18 protein-coding genes are annotated in these 18436 nt (G+C 72.4%); 11 read left to right on the top strand and 7 right to left on the bottom strand.

The features are described from left to right. Positions 1 to 127: 127 nt before the first annotated feature. Complete coding sequence (locus AB5J54_RS16830; protein ID WP_369144730.1) at positions 128 to 628, top strand: GNAT family N-acetyltransferase; 501 nt, start codon at positions 128 to 130, stop codon at positions 626 to 628. On the opposite strand, the gene AB5J54_RS16825 is transcribed toward AB5J54_RS16830, so the two are convergent. Continuing rightward, positions 625 to 3930 (bottom strand): S41 family peptidase, encoded by a 3306-nt coding sequence (locus AB5J54_RS16825; protein WP_369144729.1) that lies wholly within the window; start codon positions 3928 to 3930, stop codon positions 625 to 627. The genes AB5J54_RS16830 and AB5J54_RS16825 overlap by 4 nt on opposite strands. Positions 3931 to 4102: 172 nt before the next feature. Here AB5J54_RS16825 and AB5J54_RS16820 point away from each other — a divergent pair, with 172 nt between their 5' ends. Both AB5J54_RS16820 and AB5J54_RS16815 read left to right on the top strand, forming a co-directional pair. Continuing rightward, positions 4103 to 4675 carry a TetR/AcrR family transcriptional regulator gene (locus AB5J54_RS16820; protein WP_369144728.1) on the top strand — a complete coding sequence of 191 codons (573 nt, stop codon included), beginning with the start codon at positions 4103 to 4105 and terminating at the stop codon, positions 4673 to 4675. Between the two features lie 103 nt (positions 4676 to 4778). Next, complete coding sequence (locus AB5J54_RS16815) at positions 4779 to 6938, top strand: MMPL family transporter (protein ID WP_369144727.1); 2160 nt, start codon at positions 4779 to 4781, stop codon at positions 6936 to 6938. 28 nt (positions 6939 to 6966) lie between these two features. On the opposite strand, the gene AB5J54_RS16810 is transcribed toward AB5J54_RS16815, so the two are convergent. Further along, on the bottom strand, positions 6967 to 7326 hold the full coding sequence (locus tag AB5J54_RS16810) for an SsgA family sporulation/cell division regulator (protein ID WP_369144726.1): 360 nt from the start codon (positions 7324 to 7326) through the stop codon (positions 6967 to 6969). A 179-nt stretch (positions 7327 to 7505) separates the two neighbouring features. Here AB5J54_RS16810 and AB5J54_RS16805 point away from each other — a divergent pair, with 179 nt between their 5' ends. From AB5J54_RS16805 to AB5J54_RS16775, 7 genes are all read left to right on the top strand, one after another. Further along, positions 7506 to 8558, top strand: a complete 1053-nt coding sequence (locus AB5J54_RS16805; protein ID WP_369144725.1) for an energy-coupling factor ABC transporter permease — start codon at positions 7506 to 7508, stop codon at positions 8556 to 8558. 1 nt (position 8559) lies between these two features. Continuing rightward, positions 8560 to 9321, top strand: coding sequence for a cobalt ECF transporter T component CbiQ (gene cbiQ / locus AB5J54_RS16800; RefSeq protein ID WP_369144724.1), 762 nt, complete (start codon positions 8560 to 8562; stop codon positions 9319 to 9321). Continuing rightward, positions 9318 to 10058 (top strand): energy-coupling factor ABC transporter ATP-binding protein, encoded by a 741-nt coding sequence (locus AB5J54_RS16795; RefSeq protein ID WP_369144723.1) that lies wholly within the window; start codon positions 9318 to 9320, stop codon positions 10056 to 10058. The genes cbiQ and AB5J54_RS16795 overlap by 4 nt, the downstream gene beginning before the upstream one ends. Before the next feature lie 146 nt (positions 10059 to 10204). Further along, positions 10205 to 10702 (top strand): hypothetical protein, encoded by a 498-nt coding sequence (locus AB5J54_RS16790; protein ID WP_369144722.1) that lies wholly within the window; start codon positions 10205 to 10207, stop codon positions 10700 to 10702. Positions 10703 to 10794: 92 nt separating this feature from the next. Next, positions 10795 to 11961 carry a serine hydrolase domain-containing protein gene (locus AB5J54_RS16785; RefSeq protein WP_369149358.1) on the top strand — a complete coding sequence of 389 codons (1167 nt, stop codon included), beginning with the start codon at positions 10795 to 10797 and terminating at the stop codon, positions 11959 to 11961. Positions 11962 to 12122: 161 nt separating this feature from the next. Beyond that, positions 12123 to 13190 carry an ArsR family transcriptional regulator gene (locus AB5J54_RS16780; RefSeq protein WP_369144721.1) on the top strand — a complete coding sequence of 356 codons (1068 nt, stop codon included), beginning with the start codon at positions 12123 to 12125 and terminating at the stop codon, positions 13188 to 13190. 16 nt (positions 13191 to 13206) lie between these two features. Further along, positions 13207 to 13704: a YbaK/EbsC family protein gene (locus AB5J54_RS16775; RefSeq protein ID WP_369144720.1), complete on the top strand. Its 498-nt coding sequence runs from the start codon at positions 13207 to 13209 to the stop codon at positions 13702 to 13704. A 7-nt stretch (positions 13705 to 13711) separates the two neighbouring features. Here AB5J54_RS16775 and AB5J54_RS16770 read toward each other — a convergent pair whose 3' ends face one another. Both AB5J54_RS16770 and AB5J54_RS16765 read right to left on the bottom strand, forming a co-directional pair. Further along, complete coding sequence (locus tag AB5J54_RS16770) at positions 13712 to 14329, bottom strand: LysE family translocator (protein ID WP_369144719.1); 618 nt, start codon at positions 14327 to 14329, stop codon at positions 13712 to 13714. 77 nt (positions 14330 to 14406) lie between these two features. Further along, positions 14407 to 15165: a 2OG-Fe dioxygenase family protein gene (locus tag AB5J54_RS16765; RefSeq protein ID WP_369144718.1), complete on the bottom strand. Its 759-nt coding sequence runs from the start codon at positions 15163 to 15165 to the stop codon at positions 14407 to 14409. A 192-nt stretch (positions 15166 to 15357) separates the two neighbouring features. Between AB5J54_RS16765 and AB5J54_RS16760 the strand changes: the two genes are divergently transcribed. Continuing rightward, positions 15358 to 16143 (top strand): SDR family NAD(P)-dependent oxidoreductase, encoded by a 786-nt coding sequence (locus AB5J54_RS16760; protein ID WP_369144717.1) that lies wholly within the window; start codon positions 15358 to 15360, stop codon positions 16141 to 16143. Here the strand turns inward: AB5J54_RS16760 and AB5J54_RS16755 are convergent. From AB5J54_RS16755 to AB5J54_RS16745, 3 genes are read right to left on the bottom strand one after another with little or no spacing between them, the layout of a single operon-like run. Next, positions 16140 to 17012 carry a MerR family transcriptional regulator gene (locus tag AB5J54_RS16755; protein ID WP_369144716.1) on the bottom strand — a complete coding sequence of 291 codons (873 nt, stop codon included), beginning with the start codon at positions 17010 to 17012 and terminating at the stop codon, positions 16140 to 16142. The two genes, AB5J54_RS16760 and AB5J54_RS16755, sit on opposite strands and share 4 nt — an antisense overlap. A gap of 54 nt (positions 17013 to 17066) precedes the next feature. Beyond that, positions 17067 to 17918 (bottom strand): EamA family transporter, encoded by an 852-nt coding sequence (locus tag AB5J54_RS16750; RefSeq protein WP_369144715.1) that lies wholly within the window; start codon positions 17916 to 17918, stop codon positions 17067 to 17069. After that, positions 17915 to 18412 (bottom strand): YbaK/EbsC family protein, encoded by a 498-nt coding sequence (locus AB5J54_RS16745; RefSeq protein ID WP_369144714.1) that lies wholly within the window; start codon positions 18410 to 18412, stop codon positions 17915 to 17917. The genes AB5J54_RS16750 and AB5J54_RS16745 overlap by 4 nt, the downstream gene beginning before the upstream one ends. Positions 18413 to 18436 lie beyond the last annotated feature (24 nt).

The following is an 18436-nucleotide window of genomic DNA, read 5'->3' as shown; positions in this document are numbered from 1 at the left end:
ACCGGGTGCGCCTTCACGCGTGCCCGGAACGGATACGCGTGCCCGGAGCAGGGCACGCGTGCCCGGAACCGGATATCGGCCGGTAACTCCCGCGCGCCCGCGGCCGGATCTCCGTACGGTGATCACCATGGCCGTACTTGAGCGACTCCGCCTCGACCACGCACCCGCGCTGCTCGCCTTCGAGCGGGAGAACCGGGCCTACTTCGCCGCCCGCGTGCCCGACCGGGGGGACGCGTACTTCGCGGAGTTCGACGCCCGGCACCGGGAGCTGATCGAGGCGCAGGAGGCGGGCGAGCTCCACTTCCATGTGCTCGTCGCCGAGGGCGGGGAGATCGTCGGGCGGGTCAACCTCGTCGACGTGGACGCCGCCGCGGGCAGCGCCGAGCTCGGCTACCGGCTCGCGGAGAAGGCGACCGGGCGGGGGCTCGCCACCCTGGGTGTACGGGAGGTGTGCCGGCTGGCCGTCGCGGAGTACGGGCTCAGCCGGCTGACCGCCCTCGTGACGCTGGGCAACGACGCGTCGAGCGCCGTGCTCGCCCGGGCCGGGTTCGGGGCCGTGGGCGGCGTGACGCTCGACGACGGCGAGCTGGGCATCGCCTACGAGCTGGACCTCGCTCTGGCCTGCTAGGAGCCCTCCGGCCTCGGCGGCAGTTTCGGGCGGGAGCGGTCCGGGAGGAACTCGTAGGCCGGGGGGCTCGCCGCCGGGGTCTCGGCGAGGAGTTCGAGGGCCACGTGGACCGCGTCGTCGAGCTGGGCGTGTCGGCCCTCGGCCCAGTCGAGGGGGGTGCGCAGGATCGCGAGGTCGGGTTCGACGCCGTGGTTCTCCAGGGACCAGCCGTACTCGGGGAACCAGGCCGCGTTCATCGGGACGGTGATCTGAGTGCCGTCGCCGAGCCGGTGACGGCCGGTCATGCCGACCACCCCGCCCCAGGTGCGCTGTCCGACGACCGGACCGAGGCCGAGGAGCTTGAACGCGGCGGTGATCATGTCGCCGTCGGAGGAGGTGGCCTCGTCGGCGAGGGCGACGACGGGGCCGCGCGGGGCGTTGGAGGCGTACGACACGGGCTGGGCGTTCCTCGTGAGGTCCCAGCCGAGGATCTTGCGGGTCAGCTTCTCGACGACGAGTTCGCTGATGTTGCCGCCGGCGTTGCCGCGCACGTCGACGATGAGGGCCGGCCGGGAGACCTCCATGCGCAGGTCGCGGTTGAACTGGGCCCAGCCGGAGCCGCCCATGTCGGGGATGTGGAGGTAGCCGCAGCGGCCGCCGCTGACCTCCCGTACCACCGCACGGCGTTTGGCGACCCAGTCCTGGTAGCGCAGGGGCCGCTCGTCGACGAGCGGCACGACGGCGACGCGGCGGGCGCGGCCCTCGCCCTCGGCGGGGGTGAAGGTGAGCTCGACGGTGGTGCCGCCGGTCCCGGAGAGCAGCGGGTAGGGGCCGGCGACGGGGTCCACGGGCCGGCCGTCGACGTGGGTGAGGACGGCGCCCTCGCGGATGCCGGTGCCGGCGAGCGGGGAGCGGGCCTTGGAGTCGGAGGACTCGCCGGGCAGGATCCGCTTCACCGTCCAGCCGGCCTCCCGGGGCACGAGGTTGGCGCCGAGCAGTCCCATCGGCCGCTGGTAGTGCGGCGGTCCCTCGTTGCGGCGGGCGGGTGTGACGTACGCGTGGGAGGTGCCGAGCTCGCCCATGACCTCGCGGAGCAGGTCGGCGAACTCGTCGGGGGAGGCGACCCGTTCGACGAGCGGCCGGTACTGGTCGAGGACGGCCGTCCAGTCGACCCCGCCCATGTCCGGCTCCCAGAAGTAGGCGCGGACGATCCGGCCGGCCTCGTCGAAGGCCTGGCGCCACTCGGCGCCGGGGTCGATCTCGTGCAGGATGCGCCGCAGGTCCAGGTAGACGGTGGAGTCGCCGTCCCCGGACTCGGTGGCGGGCACGGCCCGCAGTTCGCCCTCGTCGGCGACGACCAGCCGGGTGCCGTCGCCGCTGACCGCGAACCAGTCGAGGTCCTTGGCGAGTTCGCTCTTGCGGGCCTTGGTGATGGAGAAGTGCTCCAGGGTCGGCTTGCCGGAGGTGTCGGCCGGGTTGGCGAAGGTCTCGCCGAGGGCGCCCGAGATGGGCCAGCGCAGCCAGACCAGGCCGCCGCCGCTGACCGGGTGCAGCGCCGAGTACTTGGAGGCGGAGACCGGGAAGGGCGTGACCCGGTCGGGGAGCCCCTCGATCTCGACGGTGACGGTGCCGTCGGCGGTCTCGGTGTCGTCGTCGGCGGGGTCGAGGCCGCCGGCCGCCGGGCGCCCGTCGGGGAGCAGCGCGAAGGGGGAGGGCGTGGCGGAGGAGAGCGGGACGAGGTAGGGGCGGCAGCCGAGCGGGAAGGACAGGTCGCCGGTGTGCACGTCGTACACCGGGTCGAAGCCCCGCCAGGAGAGGAAGGCGAGGTAGCGGCCGTCCCGGGTGAAGACCGGGTTCTCGTCCTCGAAGCGGCCGTTGGTGACGTCGACGACGGTACGGGCGCCGGGGCCGGAGATGCGGGCCATCTTGATGGAGCGCAGGGAGCGGCCGATGCCGGGGTGGGACCAGGTCAGCCAGTCGCCGTCGGGGGAGAAGGCGAGGTCGCGGACGGGCCCGTTGACGGACCGGATCAGCTCCGTCACCTCGCCGTTGGAGTCCTCCGTGGCGTCGAGGAGGAGCAGCCGGCCGTCGTGGGAGGCGAGGGCGAGCCGCTCGCCGTCCGGGTCGGCGACCATCTCCTCGACCCGGCCGAGGTCGCCCGAGGCGAGCCTGCGCGGCGGCCGGTCGCCGCTGGCGCGCGGCAGATAGGCGACCTCGACGGCGTCCTCGCCCTCGGCGTCGGTGACGTACGCGACCTGGCCGCCGCTGCCGAGCATCTCGGGGAGCCGGACCCGGACGCCGGGGGTGTCGATGATGGTGCGGGCGGGGCCGTCGCGGTGCGTCAGCCAGTACAGGCTGCCGCGCACGGAGACGGCGGAGGCCCGGCCGGTCTCGTCGACGGAGACCGCGTCGACGTGGTGGGCGGCGGGCACCTGGTAGTGGCGCCGGCCGACGCGCTGGCCGCCGAGCCGCACCTCCAGGCGGCGGGGGCGGGAGTCGGCGGTGAGGGCGTCGACGATCCACAGCTCGCCCGCGCACTGGTAGACGACCCGGTGGCCGTCGCTGGAGGCGTGCCGGGCGTAGAAGTCGTCGTGGTCGGTGTGGCGGCGGAGGTCGGTGCCGTCGGGCAGGCAGGAGTAGAGGTTGCCGACGCCCTCGTGGTCGGAGAGGAAGGCGATCCGCCCGCCGACGGGCATGGGGGCGTCGATGTGGCCGCCGAGGTCGGGCAGGAGCCGTTCCCCGTGGAGCCAGAGGCGGCCGGTGGCGCCGCCGAGGTACCGCTTCCAGGCGGCCGGCTCGTGCGGCGGCTTCCCGGTGAGCAGCAGCGTGCGGCGCTCTCCGTCGTGTCCGGTGATCGCGGGGTCGTCGGTGACGCTTATGTCCGAGACGGGCCCCCAGGGCATGCGGAGGCCGGGGGCGCCGTCGGTGGGGACGGTGTACGCCCAGGAGTAGTACGAGAAGGGCTGCCCGTGCGAGGAGACGGCGAGGATGTCGGAGCGGCCGTCCTTGTCGGGGGGCGTCCAGCCGCAGACCCGGGTGTCGGTGGAGCCCCAGTAGGTGAGCCGGCGGGCGGCGCCGCCGTCGATGGGGACGAGATGGATCTCGGGGTCGAGACTGCGCCAGTTCGTGTACGCGATGTGCCGGCCGTCCGGCGAGAAGCGCGGGTGTCCGACCCGCGTCCGGTCGACGGTCAGGCGCCAGGCCCGGCCGGGGCGGTGGCCCTCGGGGACGAGCGGGGCGAGCCACAGATCGTCCTCGGCGGCGAAGCACAGCAGGTCGTCGTGGAGGTGCGGAAAACGGAGATACGCGACGTCGTCACTCACCTGTTCATGCTTTCCGCGGAGAGGGGGTGAGGCAACTCGTACGTGTATCCGGGCGTCCTGTGGAGTGTGGCCGTCGTGTGGGCCAGGACACGTACGAAACGGTTTCGTTTCGCTGACGTCGGGGGTATCTTCGTACTGTACGAAACCGTTTCGTTCGGATCGGAGAACGGCCATGGCACGCAGCAGACTCACTCCCGAGCGGGAGTCCGAGCTGTACGCGGCCGTGCTCGACCTCCTCCGCGAGGTCGGCTACGACGCCCTCACCATGGACGCCGTCGCCGCCCGCACCCACTCCAGCAAGGCCACCCTCTACCGCCAGTGGGGGAGCAAGCCCGAGCTGGTCGCACGGGCCATGCGGCACAACAAGCCGGTCGACATCACCGAGATCGACACCGGCTCCCTGCGGGGCGACATCGAGGCGATGCTCGCCCACACCGACGACTGCCAGATGGACAAGGACGCCGCGCTGATGCGGGGTCTGGCCCATGCCGTGCACACCAACCCCGAACTGCACCGGGCGCTGCGCGAGCTGCTCATCGAACCCGAGATGAACGGCCTCGACGAGGTGCTGCGCCGAGCGGTCCGCAGGGGCGAGATCCCCGCCGACAACCCGGCGCTGAAGCTCGTCCCGCACATGCTGATCGGTGCGTTCATCGCCCGCCCGCTGATCGACGATCAGCCGGTCGACAAAGCGTTCCTCAGCGCCTACTTCGACGCCGTGGTGCTCCCCTCACTCGGCGCCTGATCCACCCGAAGCTCCACCCCTGTCTCCACCTGACGACGAACCGCTCACGCCGTCGGGCCGGCTCCCCATGCCCTGTCCCGCCCCACACTGGGAGTACGCCCCCGTGGCCACGTTCCTCTACAAGTTGGGCCGCACCGCCTTCCGGCGCCGACGGCTCGTCGCCCTCCTCTGGGTGGCGCTCCTCGCGGTCGCCGGCATCGGTGCCGCCACCGCGCCCACCGCCACCTCCAGCTCCTTCTCGATCCCCGGCACCGAGGCCCAGCGCGCCTTCGACCTGCTCGAAGAGCGCTTCCCGGGCGCCGGAGCCGACGGGGCCACCGCCCGCGTCGTCTTCAAGGCCCCCCAGGGCCAGAAGATGACCGACCCGGCGCACAAGGCCGTCGTCGAGGAGACCGTCGCCGCGCTCAAGTCCGGCTCGGACCAGATCGTCCAGGTCACCGACCCGTACACCGCGCACGCCGTCTCGCAGGACGGCTCCACCGCCTACGTCTCGGTCTCCTACAAGGTCAACGCCATGGAGCTGACCGACGAGACCCGCGAGGCCCTCAAGGACACCGGCCACAACGCGCAGGGCAAGGGGCTGACCGTCGAGATCGGCGGCGACGCGCTCCAGACCATGCCCGAGCAGGGCGCGAGCGAGGCCATCGGCATCGTCCTCGCGGGCATCGTGCTCGTCGTCACCTTCGGCTCGCTCGTCGCGGCCGGGCTCCCGCTGCTCACCGCGATCATCGGCGTCGGCATCGGCGTCTCGTCGATCACCGCGCTCGCGAACGTCCTGGACCTCGGCACCACCACCTCCACCCTCGCGTCGATGATCGGCCTCGCCGTCGGCATCGACTACGCCCTCTTCATCGTCTCCCGCTACCGCGCGGAGCTCGCCGAGGGCCGTGAGAAGGAGGACGCCGCCGGGCGCGCGGTCGGCACGGCCGGCTCGGCCGTCGTCTTCGCCGGACTCACCGTCGTCATCGCCCTGGTCGGCCTGGCCGTCGTCAACATCCCGATGCTGACGAAGATGGGCTTCGCCGCCGCCGGCACGGTCGTGATCGCGGTCCTCATCGCGCTCACCCTCATCCCGGCCCTGCTCGGCTTCGCCGGTGACAAGGTCGTCAGCCGCAAGCAGCGCAAGGGCATCGCCAAGCCGAGCGACAAGCCCAACGGCGGCACCCGCTGGGCCCGTTTCGTCATCCGCCGCCCGCTGATGGTGCTGATCGTCGGAGTCCTCGGCCTCGGCGCGATCGCCGTGCCCGCCGCCTCCCTGGAGATGGGCCTCCCGGACGACGGCGTGAAGCCGACCTCCACCTCCGAGCGCAGGGCGTACGACGCGCTGTCCGACGGCTTCGGCCCCGGCTTCAACGGCCCGCTGCTCGTCGTCGTGGACGGGGACAAGGCGACCGCCGACAGGACGGTCTCCACGATCAAGGGCCTCGACGGCTGGGCGGCGGTCACTCCGCCGACCCCGAACAAGGCCGGCGACGCCGCGATGATCACGGTGATCCCGAAGGACCGGCCGTCCTCGACCGCCACCGAGGGCCTGGTCCACGACATCCGCGACGCCACGGGCGACGACGTCCTGGTCACCGGCGCCACCGCGATGAACATCGACTTCTCGCAGAAGATGAACGACGCGCTCGTGCCGTACCTGGCGCTGGTCGTCGGCCTCGCCTTCGTGCTCCTGACCCTGGTCTTCCGCTCGGTCCTCGTCCCGCTGAAGGCGGCCCTCGGCTTCCTGCTCTCGGTGGTCGCGGCCCTCGGCGCGGTCGTCGCGGTCTTCCAGTGGGGCTGGCTCGGCGGCCTCTTCGGGGTCGAGCAGACCGGCCCGATCATGTCGATGATGCCGATCTTCATGGTGGGTGTCGTCTTCGGCCTCGCGATGGACTACGAGGTCTTCCTCGTCACCCGGATGCGCGAGGCGTACGTGCACGGCGAGCGTCCCGGCGAGGCGATCGTGACCGGCTTCCGGCACAGCGCCCGGGTGGTCACCGCAGCCGCGGTGATCATGATCGCGGTCTTCTCCGGCTTCATCGGCATGGACGACCAGATGGTCAAGATGATCGGCTTCGGCCTCGCGGCGGCGGTCCTCTTCGACGCCTTCGTGGTCCGCATGGCGATCGTCCCGGCCGTCCTCGCCCTGCTCGGCCGCAAGGCCTGGTGGCTGCCGAAGTGGCTGGACCGGATCCTGCCCAACGTGGACGTGGAGGGCGAGGGCCTCGCGAAGTCCCCGGGTGATCAGGGCGCCGCGAAGCCGGACCTCGTGAAGGTCTGAGCTCCCCGCCGCCGAGTTCCGTACGCCGTCAGTGCGTCGTCATCGACGTACTGGCGGCGTACGTGTGCTTCAGGAAGCGGAGCAGCGCCGTGGTGTCGAACTGCACGACCGTCACCCCGTCGTCCCGGTGGAGCTCGACGACCGTCTGGACGCGGCCGCAGGGCCAGACGCCGATGTCGCCGCGGCGGGTCGGGGTGCGCATCCCCGTCTCCAGGAGGGCGCGCGGGAAGGACCACTCGACGGCGCCGGGGAAGACGAAGCGGACCGTCGCGGGGGAGAAGCCGGGGTCGTAGCGGAGGGCCACCGGGACGGGGCGGGAGAGCGGGGCGTCGCTGATGATCCGTCCCTTGGCATGGTCGTCGATTGCGCGGTCGTCTACGGCGGCCATGGGGTGACTCCTCACCTTTTGTCCTCTTGTCTACCAATGTCCCACGCTTTCCCGGCCGGGGCGCGGGGCATGCCTGTGCGGCGGAAGGTGTGTGCGGGGTCACGTGCATCCGAGCGCCGCTGTTCTGTGACCGATGCGCTCTTGCAAGCTCTTTGCAGGAACGCCTTATCATTCCGGACGTGCATGTACCTGACGGATTCATCAACGCGCCCGTGTCGGCCGCAGCCGGTGTCGTCGCCGCCGGCGCCGTCGCCGTCGGCCTGCGCGGAGCGCGCCGCGAGCTTGGGGGCACCTCCCGTGCCGGAGGCTACGGGGGAGAGCGGACCGCGCCGCTCGCGGGCCTCGTCGCGGCGTTCATCTTCGCCGTCCAGATGCTGAACTTCCCGGTCGCCGCCGGGACCAGCGGACACCTCCTCGGCGGCGCGCTCGCCGCGATCCTCGTCGGGCCCTGGACCGGCGTCCTGTGCATCGCCGTCGTCCTGCTCATGCAGGGCATCCTCTTCGCCGACGGCGGCCTCACCGCCCTCGGCGTGAACATCACCGTCATGGGCGTCGTCACCGTCGTCGTGGCCTACGCGCTCTTCCGCGGCCTGGTCCTCGTCCTGCCGCGCACCCGCCGCTCGGTGACGGTGGCCTCCTTCGCCGCCGCGCTCGTCTCCGTACCGGCCGCGGCCGCCGCCTTCACCCTCATCTACGCGATCGGCGGCACCACCGACGTCCCCGTCCCCAAGGTCCTCACGGCCATGGTCGGCGTGCACGTCCTCATCGGCGTCGGCGAGGCCGTCATCACCATGCTGACCGTCGGCGCCGTCGTCGCCGTCCGCCCCGACCTGGTCTACGGCGCCCGCGGCCTGACCGCGCCGCTCAAGCTCCGCGTGGACGGCGAGCTGGTCGACGCCACGCCCCCGGCCCCCGCCGAGAAGGGCTCCCCGAAGAAGCTGTGGATCGGCGGCGTGGTCACCGCCCTCGTCCTCGCCGGCTTCGTCTCCTTCTACGCCTCCGCCAGCCCCGACGGCCTGGAGAAGGTCGCCGCCGACAAGGGCATCGACAGGAACGTCGAGGAGCACGCCGCCGCCGACTCCCCGCTCGCCGACTACGGCGTCAAGGGCATCGAGGCCCCCCGGCTCTCCGGCGGCCTCGCCGGCGTCATCGGCGTCGGCGCGACCCTGGCCGTCGGCACCGGCGCCTTCTGGGTCGTCCGCCGCCGCAAGGCCGCCGCCGTGGAGGCGTGACATGGGAGCGGGGCACGCGCACAGGCTCTACCGGCCCGGGCACTCGCCGGTCCACGAGCTGCCCCCGCACACCAAGCTCGCCGCCGTCCTCGGCTTCGTCGTGGTCGTCGTCTCGACGCCCCGCGAGGCCGTCTGGGCCTTCGCCCTCTACGCGGTGCTCCTCGGGGCCGTCGCCGCGAAGGCCCGGATCCCGGCCGGCTTCCTGCTCAAGCGGCTGCTCATCGAGATCCCGTTCGTCGCCTTCGCGCTCCTCATGCCCTTCGTGGTGCCCGGCGAGCAGACCGAGCTCCTCGGGGTGTCGCTGAGCGTCCCCGGCCTGTGGGGCGCCTGGAACGTCCTCGCCAAGGGCACCCTCGGCGTCGCCGCCTCCGTGCTCCTCGCCTCCACCACCGAGCTGCGGGCCCTGGTCCTCGGCCTCCAGCGGCTCAAGCTGCCGCCGCTGCTCGTCCAGATCGCCTCGTTCATGATCCGGTACGGCGACGTCATCACCGACGAGATGCGCCGCATGTCCGTCGCCCGTCGCTCCCGCGGCTTCGAGGCCAGCGGCGTCCGCCACTGGGGCGTCCTCGCCAAGTCCGCGGGCGCGCTCTTCATCCGCTCGTACGAGCGCGGCGAACGCGTCCACCTCGCCATGGTCAGCCGCGGCTACAGCGGCACCATGCCGGTCATCGACGAGGTGACCGCCACCCGCGCCCAGTGGGCCTACGCCGCCGCGCTGCCGCTCACCGCACTCCTGATCTGCCTCCTGGGATGGACCCTATGACCGCCTCGCTGGAAGTGCGCGGGCTCGCGTACGCCTACCCCGACGGCCACCAGGCCCTCTTCGGCGTCGACCTGACCGTCGGGCGCGGCGAGCGCGTCGCCCTCCTCGGCCCGAACGGCGCCGGCAAGACCACCCTCGTCCTCCACCTCAACGGCATCCTCACCGGCGGCGCGGGCAGCGTCACCGTCGCCGGGCTCCCGGTCGGCAAGAAGCACATGGCGGAGATCCGGCGGAAGGTCGGCATCGTCTTCCAGGACCCCGACGACCAGCTGTTCATGCCGACCGTCCGCGAGGACGTGGCCTTCGGCCCGGCGGCGGCCGGGGTGCGGGGCGCCGAGCTGGAGGCCGTCGTGCAGCAGGCCCTCGCCAGGGTCGGGATGGCGGAGTTCGCCGACCGGCCCCCGCACCACCTGTCCTTCGGGCAGCGCCGCCGGGTCGCCGTCGCGACCGTCCTCGCCATGGAGCCGGAGATCCTCGTCCTCGACGAGCCGTCCTCCAACCTGGACCCCGCCTCGCGCCGCGAGCTCGCCGACATCCTCAAGGCACTGGACGTCACCGTCCTCATGGTCACCCACGACCTGCCGTACGCGCTGGAGCTCTGCCCGCGCTCGGTGATCCTCAGCGAGGGCGTGATCGCCGAGGACGGCCCGACCGCCGCGATCCTCTCGGACGAGGAGACGATGGCCCGTCACCGCCTGGAGCTGCCGTTCGGCTTCGTACCGAGCTCCGTCGCCTGACTTTGGTCCGACCGGCTGGACATGCCGGTGGGTCGTGCCGGGACGCTCCGTGCGGCGACGGTACCGGGGTTATGAAGGGAATCGAACGGAATCGGATGAGAGTTCGCCATCCGGTCATTCCCCCACATCACCCCAGGAGACGCACGATGCGCCCCACCAGAGCCGCCTGCCTCGGCGCGGCCACGCTGGTCACCCTTCTCACCTGCACCTCCGTCGCGGCCGGCGCCGCGACGGACACCGCTTCCCCTCACACCGGGGGCAAGGCCCGGACCATCACGCTCCGGGCCGAGGTGAAGGAGCTGACCCGCATCCCCGCCACCGGCGACCCCGCGCAGGGCGATCGGGCCATCGCCCGCTCGGACCTCTCCCTCTTCGACGACCCGACGCACACCAAGATCGGCGAGAGCCACGTCGCCTGCACCACCACCCGGGGCGGCGACGACGAAGCGGAGCAGTGCGTCGCGACCTACGTCCTCCCGGACGGCCAGCTCACCGTGCAGGGGATGTACTTCAACTACCTCGACCAGGGGCCCTTCGACAACGCGATCACCGGCGGCACCGGGAAGTACGAAAAGGCTCGCGGCTCGGTCCACTCCGAACCCGTCCAACCGCGCGTGAGGCGCTTCACGATCAACCTCGTCTGACCGCCCCCGGCGTCCACCTGACCCCGGAATCCGGCCGTCCCCCCTCGCGTTGCACCATGGGAACCGGTCGTACGAAAGAGAGTGTGGGTCAGGTGGACGTCCAGGGCACGGTGGCGGCGGGCTGGGAGCCGGTCAGGGACGCGTTCCTGAGCAACTTCGAGCAGCGGGGCGAGCGCGGGGCGGCCGTCGCCGTCCATCGGGACGGCGAGAAGGTCGTCGACCTGTGGGCGGGCACGAAGGACGCCGACGGCACGGATCCGTGGACGGCGGACACCGCCCAGGTCGTCCGCTCCGCCACCAAGGGCGTCTCCGCCGCCGTCCCCCTGCTCCTGCACGAGCGCGGGCAGCTCGACCTGGACGCCCCCGTCTCCTCGTACTGGCCCGAGTTCAAGGCCCGCGGCAAGGACCGGGTCACCGTGCGGCAGCTCCTCGCGCACCGGGCGGGTGTCCCGGTCCTCGACACCCCGCTCACCCTCGCCGAGGCGGTCGACCTGGACACCGCCACGCGCGCGATCGCCGCCCAGGCCCCCGTCTGGGAGCCCGGCACCGCCCACGGCTACCACCCCCACACCTTCAGCTGGCTGCTCTCCGGCCTGGTCCACCGGGCGACCGGCCGCACCATAGGCCGCTGGGTAGCCGAGGAGATCACCGGGCCCCTCGGCCTCGACCTGTGGATCGGCCTGCCCGAGTCCGAGACCCACCGGGTCGGCCGGCTCGGCCCCGTCGAGGAGATCGACCCGCCGGGCAGCGGCGCCCTCAAGCTCCGCCCCAAGCGCTCCGTCACCGAGGCCTACCAGGACCCCGCCTCCCTCACCCGGCGCGCCTTCGGGGTCATCGAGCCCAAGCCCGACGAGAACGACCCCGTCTACCGGGCCGCCGAACTGCCCGGCTCGGCCGGCGTCGCCACCGCCCGCGCCCTCGCCCGCTTCTACGCCGCGACCCTCGGCCCCGTCGACGGTGCCGAGCGCCTCTTCGCCCCCGCCACCCTGGCCCTCGCCCGCACCGAGGAGTCCGCGGGCCTGGACAAGGTGCTGCTGGTCGGGACGCGCTTCGGCCTCGGCCACATGCTGCACGGCCCGGCCTCGCCGCTCCTCGGCCCCTCGTCCTTCGGCCACCCCGGCCGCGGCGGCTCCCTCGGCTTCGCCGACCCGGACGCCGGGATCGCCTTCGGGTACGTCACCAACGGCATGCGGAAGACGGTCACGGCCGACCCGCGCGCCCAGGCCCTGGTGCGCGCGGTGCGCTCGGTGACGGGCTGAGACAGCGCCCCCCTCGGGCTGAAAAAGAGGGTCCCTTTCGGCTGAAATGCGTTCCTTGGGCGGCGACTTGACATTGTGAGCGGCCGACGGGCCGTCCCCGGCCACCTGGCCGATACCGTGTGCCCGCTCCACCGACCATGGAGCGGGCGCGGGGGTGCGTGGTGATCGAGATTCCGCTGCGGCGGTCCGGATACGGAACGGTCCGGATCGCCGACAGCCGGCTCTGGGAGACGTACGGCAGCATCGGGCTGCTCTCCTCGCGGCGCGGGCTCGCGCCCTGGCCGTACACCAACTGGGACCGGGCGGCCCGCCGTTCGCTGACCCGGGCCGAGGTGACCATCCCGGGCTGGCTCGTCCCGCTGTACCGCGCCCGCGGGGGCGCGCTCCCCTCCTTCCTCCTCCCCGTCCCGGACCCCTCAAGGGGCGACCTGACGGCGGACCTCGCGGCCCTCGCCGCCGTGCCCCCGGCCCGTGTCAGGCAGGAGCTGGAGCAGTGGTTCCCGCAGGGCGTTCCCCCCGAGGTGGGGCCCCTGTACGCGGATCCGCGGGCCCGCCTCGCCGAACTCGGCGAGTTCGTCCCCCGGTACTGGCGGGCGGCCATGGCCCCCTACGCGGCGCCCCTGCGGGTCGCGACGGAGGAGGACATCCTGCTGCGGGCCCGGATCCTCGCCACCCAGGGCCCGGAGCGGCTGCTCGGCTCCCTGCGCGGACGGCGGCTCACCCGGCGGGACGACGTGCTGAGGCTGCACGTCGGCCCCGTGGTGCGCGACCGGACCGCGGTGCCCTGCGTCTCCCGGCTGATCCTCGTCCCCCTGGTGTTCGGCAAGGGAGCCCCGTACTCCGCGTCCGCCCCGGACGGCACGACGGCCGTCGCCTACCAGGCCGAGGGGGCCGCCGTCCTGCTCGGGGATGCGCCGCCGCCGGGCCGCCGGGGCCTCGCCGAGGCGCCCGCGCGCGGGGACCGGCTCGACATCCTGCTCGGCCGCAGCCGGGCCGGCGTCGTCCGCGGCCTCGTCGCGCCCACCACCACCTCGGACCTCGCCGCGACCCTGGGCCTGGCCCCGAGCACCGTCTCCGAGCACCTCACGGCCCTGGTCGCCGCGGGCGTGGTGCGCCGGCGCCGGGAGGGCGTGCGCGTGCTGTACGAACTCGACGGCCCGGGTGTCGCGCTGCTCCGGCACATGGACAACAGGCGTAGGGTCAACGCGCCGGAGAACCAAACCAGTTGAAAGCGGGAGGAACCGAATGACCACGGATGTCACGGGTGTCGGCACGTACGAGAAGCTGCTCGCCCTGCTCGACGAGCGCGGCGCGGCCTACCGGGTGATCGAGCACGCCCCCGAGGGCGCCACCGAGGCGGTCAGCGCGCTGCGCGGCCACACGCTCGACCGGGCGGCCAAGTGCATCATCGCCATGGTGAAGATCGGCAAGAAGGAGAAGCGCTTCGCGCTCGTCGTCGTACCGGGCGACCGGCGCATCGACCTCAACGCGGTGAAGGCGCTGTACGGCGGCACGTACGTCTCCTTCGCCTCCCCGGAGATCGCCGAGGAGCTCGCGGGCTCCCCGAGCGGCACGATCCTGCCGTTCGCCTTCGACGAGCGCCTCGAACTGATCGTGGACCCGGACCTGTTGGTCCACGAGGAGTTCTTCTTCAACGCGGCCCGCCTCGACCGCTCGCTGGCCCTGGCCGCGGAGGACTACCGCACGATCGCGGAGCCGCGAGTGGAACGGGTCTCCTCCTGATCGTCCCTCAGGCCATGGACGGCGTGAGGGCCAGCACCATCCCGAGCCCGACGAGGACGGTCCCGATGACCTTGTTGAGCACGCTCTGCCGCTGCAGCAGCCGTGTCCGCAGGGACTGGTTGGAGAAGAGCACCGCGGCCAGCGCGAACCAGACCAGGTGCGCGAGCGACATGAACAGGCCGTAGCCGATCTGCTGGAAGACCGGGGTGTCGCCGCTGACGACCTGGGTGTAGGTGCTCAGCACGAAGAGCATCGTCTTCGGGTTGAGCGCGTTCGTCAGGAATCCGGTCCGCAGCGCCCCCGCCTTCGTCAGGCCGGAGTCGCTCGACAGGTCGATGTCCACCTGCGCCTTGGTGACGAAGGTCTTGTATCCGATGTACACCAGGTACGCGGCGCCGATCAGTTTCATCGCCGTGAAAAGCATCGGGGTCCGGGTCACCAGAAGTCCCACGCCCAGCATGGTGTAGGTGACATGGACGAGAACGCCCAGGGAAATGCCGACGGCGGCGAGAACTCCGGCGGTCCGCCCGTACAAATAGCTGTTCCGTACGGTCATCGCGAAGTCCGCGCCGGGACTGATGACTGCCAGAATGGTGATGACCGCTACGGCGATGAGCTGACCCATTTTCCCGTCTTCTCACTCGGGTGGAATGCGGGCGCGGGGGGCGCCGTAGTGGCCGCCCCCCGCGCCGCACCGGACACTTACGGCTTGTGACGGTAGGTGATCACGAGCACGTCGCGCGAGGCCGGGAGGGCGGGATCGATCTGCTCGATGGGCGTGACGCCGTGGTAGACCCGCTCGTCGTTGACGAGCGCCACGTCCAGGACGTCGGTGAGGGAGAACTTCTCCACCGGCTGCTTGTCCAGGTTGAAGACGGTGCTCTCGCCGCCGGTGGCGTTCGAGCGGCCGATCATCGCCATCAGGACGAAGGTGACGCCGTCGCGGTGGACGCCCTCGGGGGTCGGCAGGCCGACCTCCTCGCCGTTCACCTCGATGCGGAACTGGTGGGCCTCGATGTGCCAGCCCGAGTACGGGGCGAGGCGGCCGAAGATGTCGCAGCCGAGCGTGACCAGGCTGTCCATGGTGCTGCCGCGCAGGCTCTGCTCCTCGAACGGCTCGTAGTGCCGGGCCACACCGCCGTTGAGGTTGTTGTAGTCGAGGCCCTGGTAGTGCGGCTGGTGGGCCTCGACCGCGTAGTCGGCGCTCGCCGGGGGCGCGCTCAGCGTGGCGTGCCGGCGCCGGCGGTAGCGCCCGCCGTCCGCCATGTACCCGTCGAGCGGCATGCGGGACCAGCTGTCGCGGAAGGACTCCAGGTCGTCGAGGGCGGTCTCGGAGCGGCGGAGGAGGAGCGACTTCACCTTGTCGCCGGAGATCAGATCGAAACTCCGGGAGGAAAGGGACGAGCAGATCTCCTCGACGCCGGACTCGTACGTATCGTCCCCGTGCTGCAGCGAAGCCATTGTTTCCCCCTGGGTCGAAAAGTAATCGTCGGCGGGGTGGATCGTGCTATTGACACGGGACGGGTGTCAAAGACTTTCGGCCCTGGCCGAATGGCCGCGAGTTCGCGTTCTCTGGCCATCTCTGGCCATTCGTCCGTGAATTCCGTGAACAATGTGTTGCGAAAAGGTTTCACGGGATGCTGGGATCTGCCCATGGATCTCACGAAACGCTTCGAGGGGTACGCGGTACTGGTCACCGGCGCGGCGCGCGGCATCGGCGCGGCCACCGCCCGGCGGCTCGCGGCGGAGGGCGCGCGGGTCCTCGTGACGGACATCGACGCGGCGGCGGCGGAGCGGACCGCGGAGGAACTCCCCGGGGCGGTGGCGGCGCGCTGCGACGTCGGCGACCAGGAGTCGGTGGACGAGGCCGTCGCGTACGCCGTGAAGACCTTCGGCCGCCTGGACGTACTCGTCAACAACGCCCTCGCCCCCGTCGCCCCCGACCGGGACCGCTTCGAGGACGAACCCGACGCGGGCTGGACCGGCCAGCTCGACGTCACGCTGATGGGCGCCGTCCGCTGCGCACGGGCGGCACTGCCGCACCTCGCGGCGGCCGGCGGGCGCGGGGCGATCGTCACGATCGGCTCCGTCAACGCGGAGGCGGACTTCGGCAACCACGCCTACAGCGCGGCCAAGGCGGGCCTGGCATCGCTGACCCGGACGCTGGCGGGCGACGCCGCTCCGCGCGGGGTCCGGGTCAACCAGATCAACCCGGGCACGATCGCGACGACGGCCTGGGAGGGCCGCGAGACCGATCTCGCGGCCCTCGCCACCCGCGTCTACCCCCTGGGCCGCGTCGGCACCCCGGAGGACGTGGCGGCGGCGGTGGCCTTCCTGGCCTCCGCCGACGCGTCCTGGATCACGGGCACCACCCTCCGCGTGGACGGCGGCCTGCTCGCCGTGAACACGCACTTCGCGGAGGTGCTGGGGGAAGGCTAGGCGCCGGCGAGCGCGCGCAGGGTCCAGGCGACGGCGGGCGCGTGACTCTCCGGCGGGGGCCACCCGTTGACGACGGCGAGCAGCTCCAAGTACCGCTCGCGCAGCGGATCGACGAGCCCCTGGAGCTGTTCCTCCGTGCAGTGGCCGAGCACGCCCCGTACGAAGGGCTCGGCCTCGGGCGAGCGGGGATCCACCCCGTCGCGGAGGGCGGGCCCGACGAGCTCCCGCACCACGGCGGCGACGCCGGGCCGGGGAACCCCCTCGAACCCCTCGGCCTCCCCCTCCACGGCCCTCCGCAGGGACGCCCGGAACTCCGGGTCCTGAGCGAGCTCGGCGAGTTCGACCCAGGCGCGGATCCGGGCGGGCGAGGGATCGTCGGGAAGCTCGGGCGTCATCGACCTCCGCACCCCGGCGAAGAGACCCTCGGCCCCGATTCCCGCGAACACGGAATCGAGGAAGTCCTGGACCAGAAGCCGGCGTTCGTCCTCGGAAAGCCGGGCGAGCCTGTGCATGAGTTCCGTCTCCTCGGGAGTAGATCCACGCGAGGCCACCGCCGTCAGCACGGCCCGCCGCAACCGCAGGGTCCTGATCTGCACGTCGAGCGCCTCGGCGTGCACCGCGGCGACCTCCGGCAGCGAGACCTCCCGGTCCAGTACCCGCCGCACCGTCGGCAGGTCGATCCCCAGGTCCCGCAGGGTCCGCACCAGTTCGAGCCGCGCGACGGCCTCGACGCCGTACAGCCGGTAACCGGCGGCACTGCGCCCGGCGGGCACGAGAAGCCCCTGATCGGAGTAGAACCGAACGGTCTTCACGGAGACCCCGCCCCGCCGGGCCAGCTCCCCGATCCCCAACGCGATGTCCTCGTCCATGCCCCCACCCTGAGGCCTCCCCCTACGGGAGACGCAAGCGCGCCGAGGGACCCGTCAGCCCGCGTGCAGCATCAGCCCGATGCCCACCACCATCAGGCCCGCCGCCGCGACCCTCGGGACGCCGAAGCCCTCCTTGAAGAAGAGGGCGCCGATGGCCGCGCCCACGATGATGGAGGACTCGCGCAGGGCGGCGATCGGGGCCAGCGGGGCCTTCGTCTGGGCCCACAGGACGAGGGCGTACGCCGTGACCGAGAGGGCCGCGCCGAGGAGGCCGCGGGCCGCGTACGGGCGGAGCTGGGGGACCAGGGCCGCGCGGCGGGTCCACAGGGCGTACGCCGGGATCGCGAGGCCCTCCAGGATCATCAGCCACGCGATGTAGCCCAGCGGGGTGCCGGAGGCGCGGACGCCGACGCCGTCGACCACCGTGTACAGGGCGATCGACAGGCCCGTCGCGCCCGCCGCGAGCAGCGCCGGCCAGTGCGGGCGGGCGTCCTTGCCCCGGATGCCCCACAGCGCCAGGCCCGTCAGGCCGGCGCAGGCCACCGCCACCCCGAGCAGCTGCCGGCCGCCCGGCACCTCGTGGAGGAAGACCGCCGCGAGGAGGGTCACGACCAGCGGGGCCGTACCCCGCGCGATCGGGTACATCTGACCGAAGTCGCCCAGCGTGAACGACCGCATCAGCAGGGCCATGTAGCCGACGTGCAGGGCCGCCGACGTGATCAGGTACGGCCACGCGCCCGCCGCCGGCAGCGGTACGAAGCAGGCCGCGAGCAGACCGAGCAGCGCCCCGCCGCCGGATATCAGCGTGAAGGAGAGCAGCTGGTCCTTGATGTGGTGCGCGATGGCGTTCCAGCCGGCGTGCGTGACCGCCGCGACGAGGACCGCGAGCGTGACGAGCGGGGTCACTTCACGGGCTCGCGGACGTCCACGAGCGTGCCGCCGGCGTGCGTGACCAGCGTCTCGGGGTCCATCGCGAAGACCGTGTGCGGGGTGCCCGCCGCCGCCCACACCACCGTGTGGTCGAGGATGCCCCGGTCGGCGAGGACCCTGGTCCGGGTGCGGTGCCCGAACGGCGGCACGCCCCCGATCGCGTACCCGGTCGTCTCCCGGACCGCCTTCGCGTCGGCGCGGGTCACCTTCTCCGCGCCCAGCTCCTGACGCACCCGCTCGACGTCCACGCGCGACGCGCCGTCCATCAGGACCAGGACCGGCACCCCGTCGGCCGCGAAGATCAGCGACTTCACGATCTCGCCGACCGCGCAGCCGATGGCGTCGGCGGCCTGCTGGGCGGTGCGGGTCTCGTCCGGGAAACGGCGGATCTCGACATCGAGCCCCAAGTCCCGGAGCGCTGCGGCGAACTGGGGATGGGCGGCGGAGGCGGTGTCCTCGTGGGTCGTCATGCCCCGACACGCTAGCGGTCGGTG

It is taken from the genome of Streptomyces sp. R44 (assembly GCF_041053105.1).
Lineage (GTDB): Bacteria > Actinomycetota > Actinomycetes > Streptomycetales > Streptomycetaceae > Streptomyces.
Note: the sequence above shows the minus strand (reverse complement) of the source record. Positions and strands in the feature narration are given on the sequence as shown.

Bases quoted from the DNA above. Each gene is read 5' to 3' on its own strand.
- AB5J54_RS16830 (WP_369144730.1), top strand. From the start codon at position 128: ATGGCCGTACTTGAGCGACTCCGCCTCGACCACGCACCCGCGCTGCTC.
- AB5J54_RS16820 (WP_369144728.1), top strand. From the start codon at position 4,103: ATGGCACGCAGCAGACTCACTCCCGAGCGGGAGTCCGAGCTGTACGCG.
- AB5J54_RS16810 (WP_369144726.1), bottom strand. From the start codon at position 7,326: ATGGCCGCCGTAGACGACCGCGCAATCGACGACCATGCCAAGGGACGG.
- cbiQ (WP_369144724.1), top strand. From the start codon at position 8,560: ATGGGAGCGGGGCACGCGCACAGGCTCTACCGGCCCGGGCACTCGCCG.
- AB5J54_RS16795 (WP_369144723.1), top strand. From the start codon at position 9,318: ATGACCGCCTCGCTGGAAGTGCGCGGGCTCGCGTACGCCTACCCCGAC.
- AB5J54_RS16790 (WP_369144722.1), top strand. From the start codon at position 10,205: ATGCGCCCCACCAGAGCCGCCTGCCTCGGCGCGGCCACGCTGGTCACC.
- AB5J54_RS16775 (WP_369144720.1), top strand. From the start codon at position 13,207: ATGACCACGGATGTCACGGGTGTCGGCACGTACGAGAAGCTGCTCGCC.
- AB5J54_RS16770 (WP_369144719.1), bottom strand. From the start codon at position 14,329: ATGGGTCAGCTCATCGCCGTAGCGGTCATCACCATTCTGGCAGTCATC.
- AB5J54_RS16765 (WP_369144718.1), bottom strand. From the start codon at position 15,165: ATGGCTTCGCTGCAGCACGGGGACGATACGTACGAGTCCGGCGTCGAG.
- AB5J54_RS16760 (WP_369144717.1), top strand. From the start codon at position 15,358: ATGGATCTCACGAAACGCTTCGAGGGGTACGCGGTACTGGTCACCGGC.
- AB5J54_RS16755 (WP_369144716.1), bottom strand. From the start codon at position 17,012: ATGGACGAGGACATCGCGTTGGGGATCGGGGAGCTGGCCCGGCGGGGC.
- AB5J54_RS16745 (WP_369144714.1), bottom strand. From the start codon at position 18,412: ATGACGACCCACGAGGACACCGCCTCCGCCGCCCATCCCCAGTTCGCC.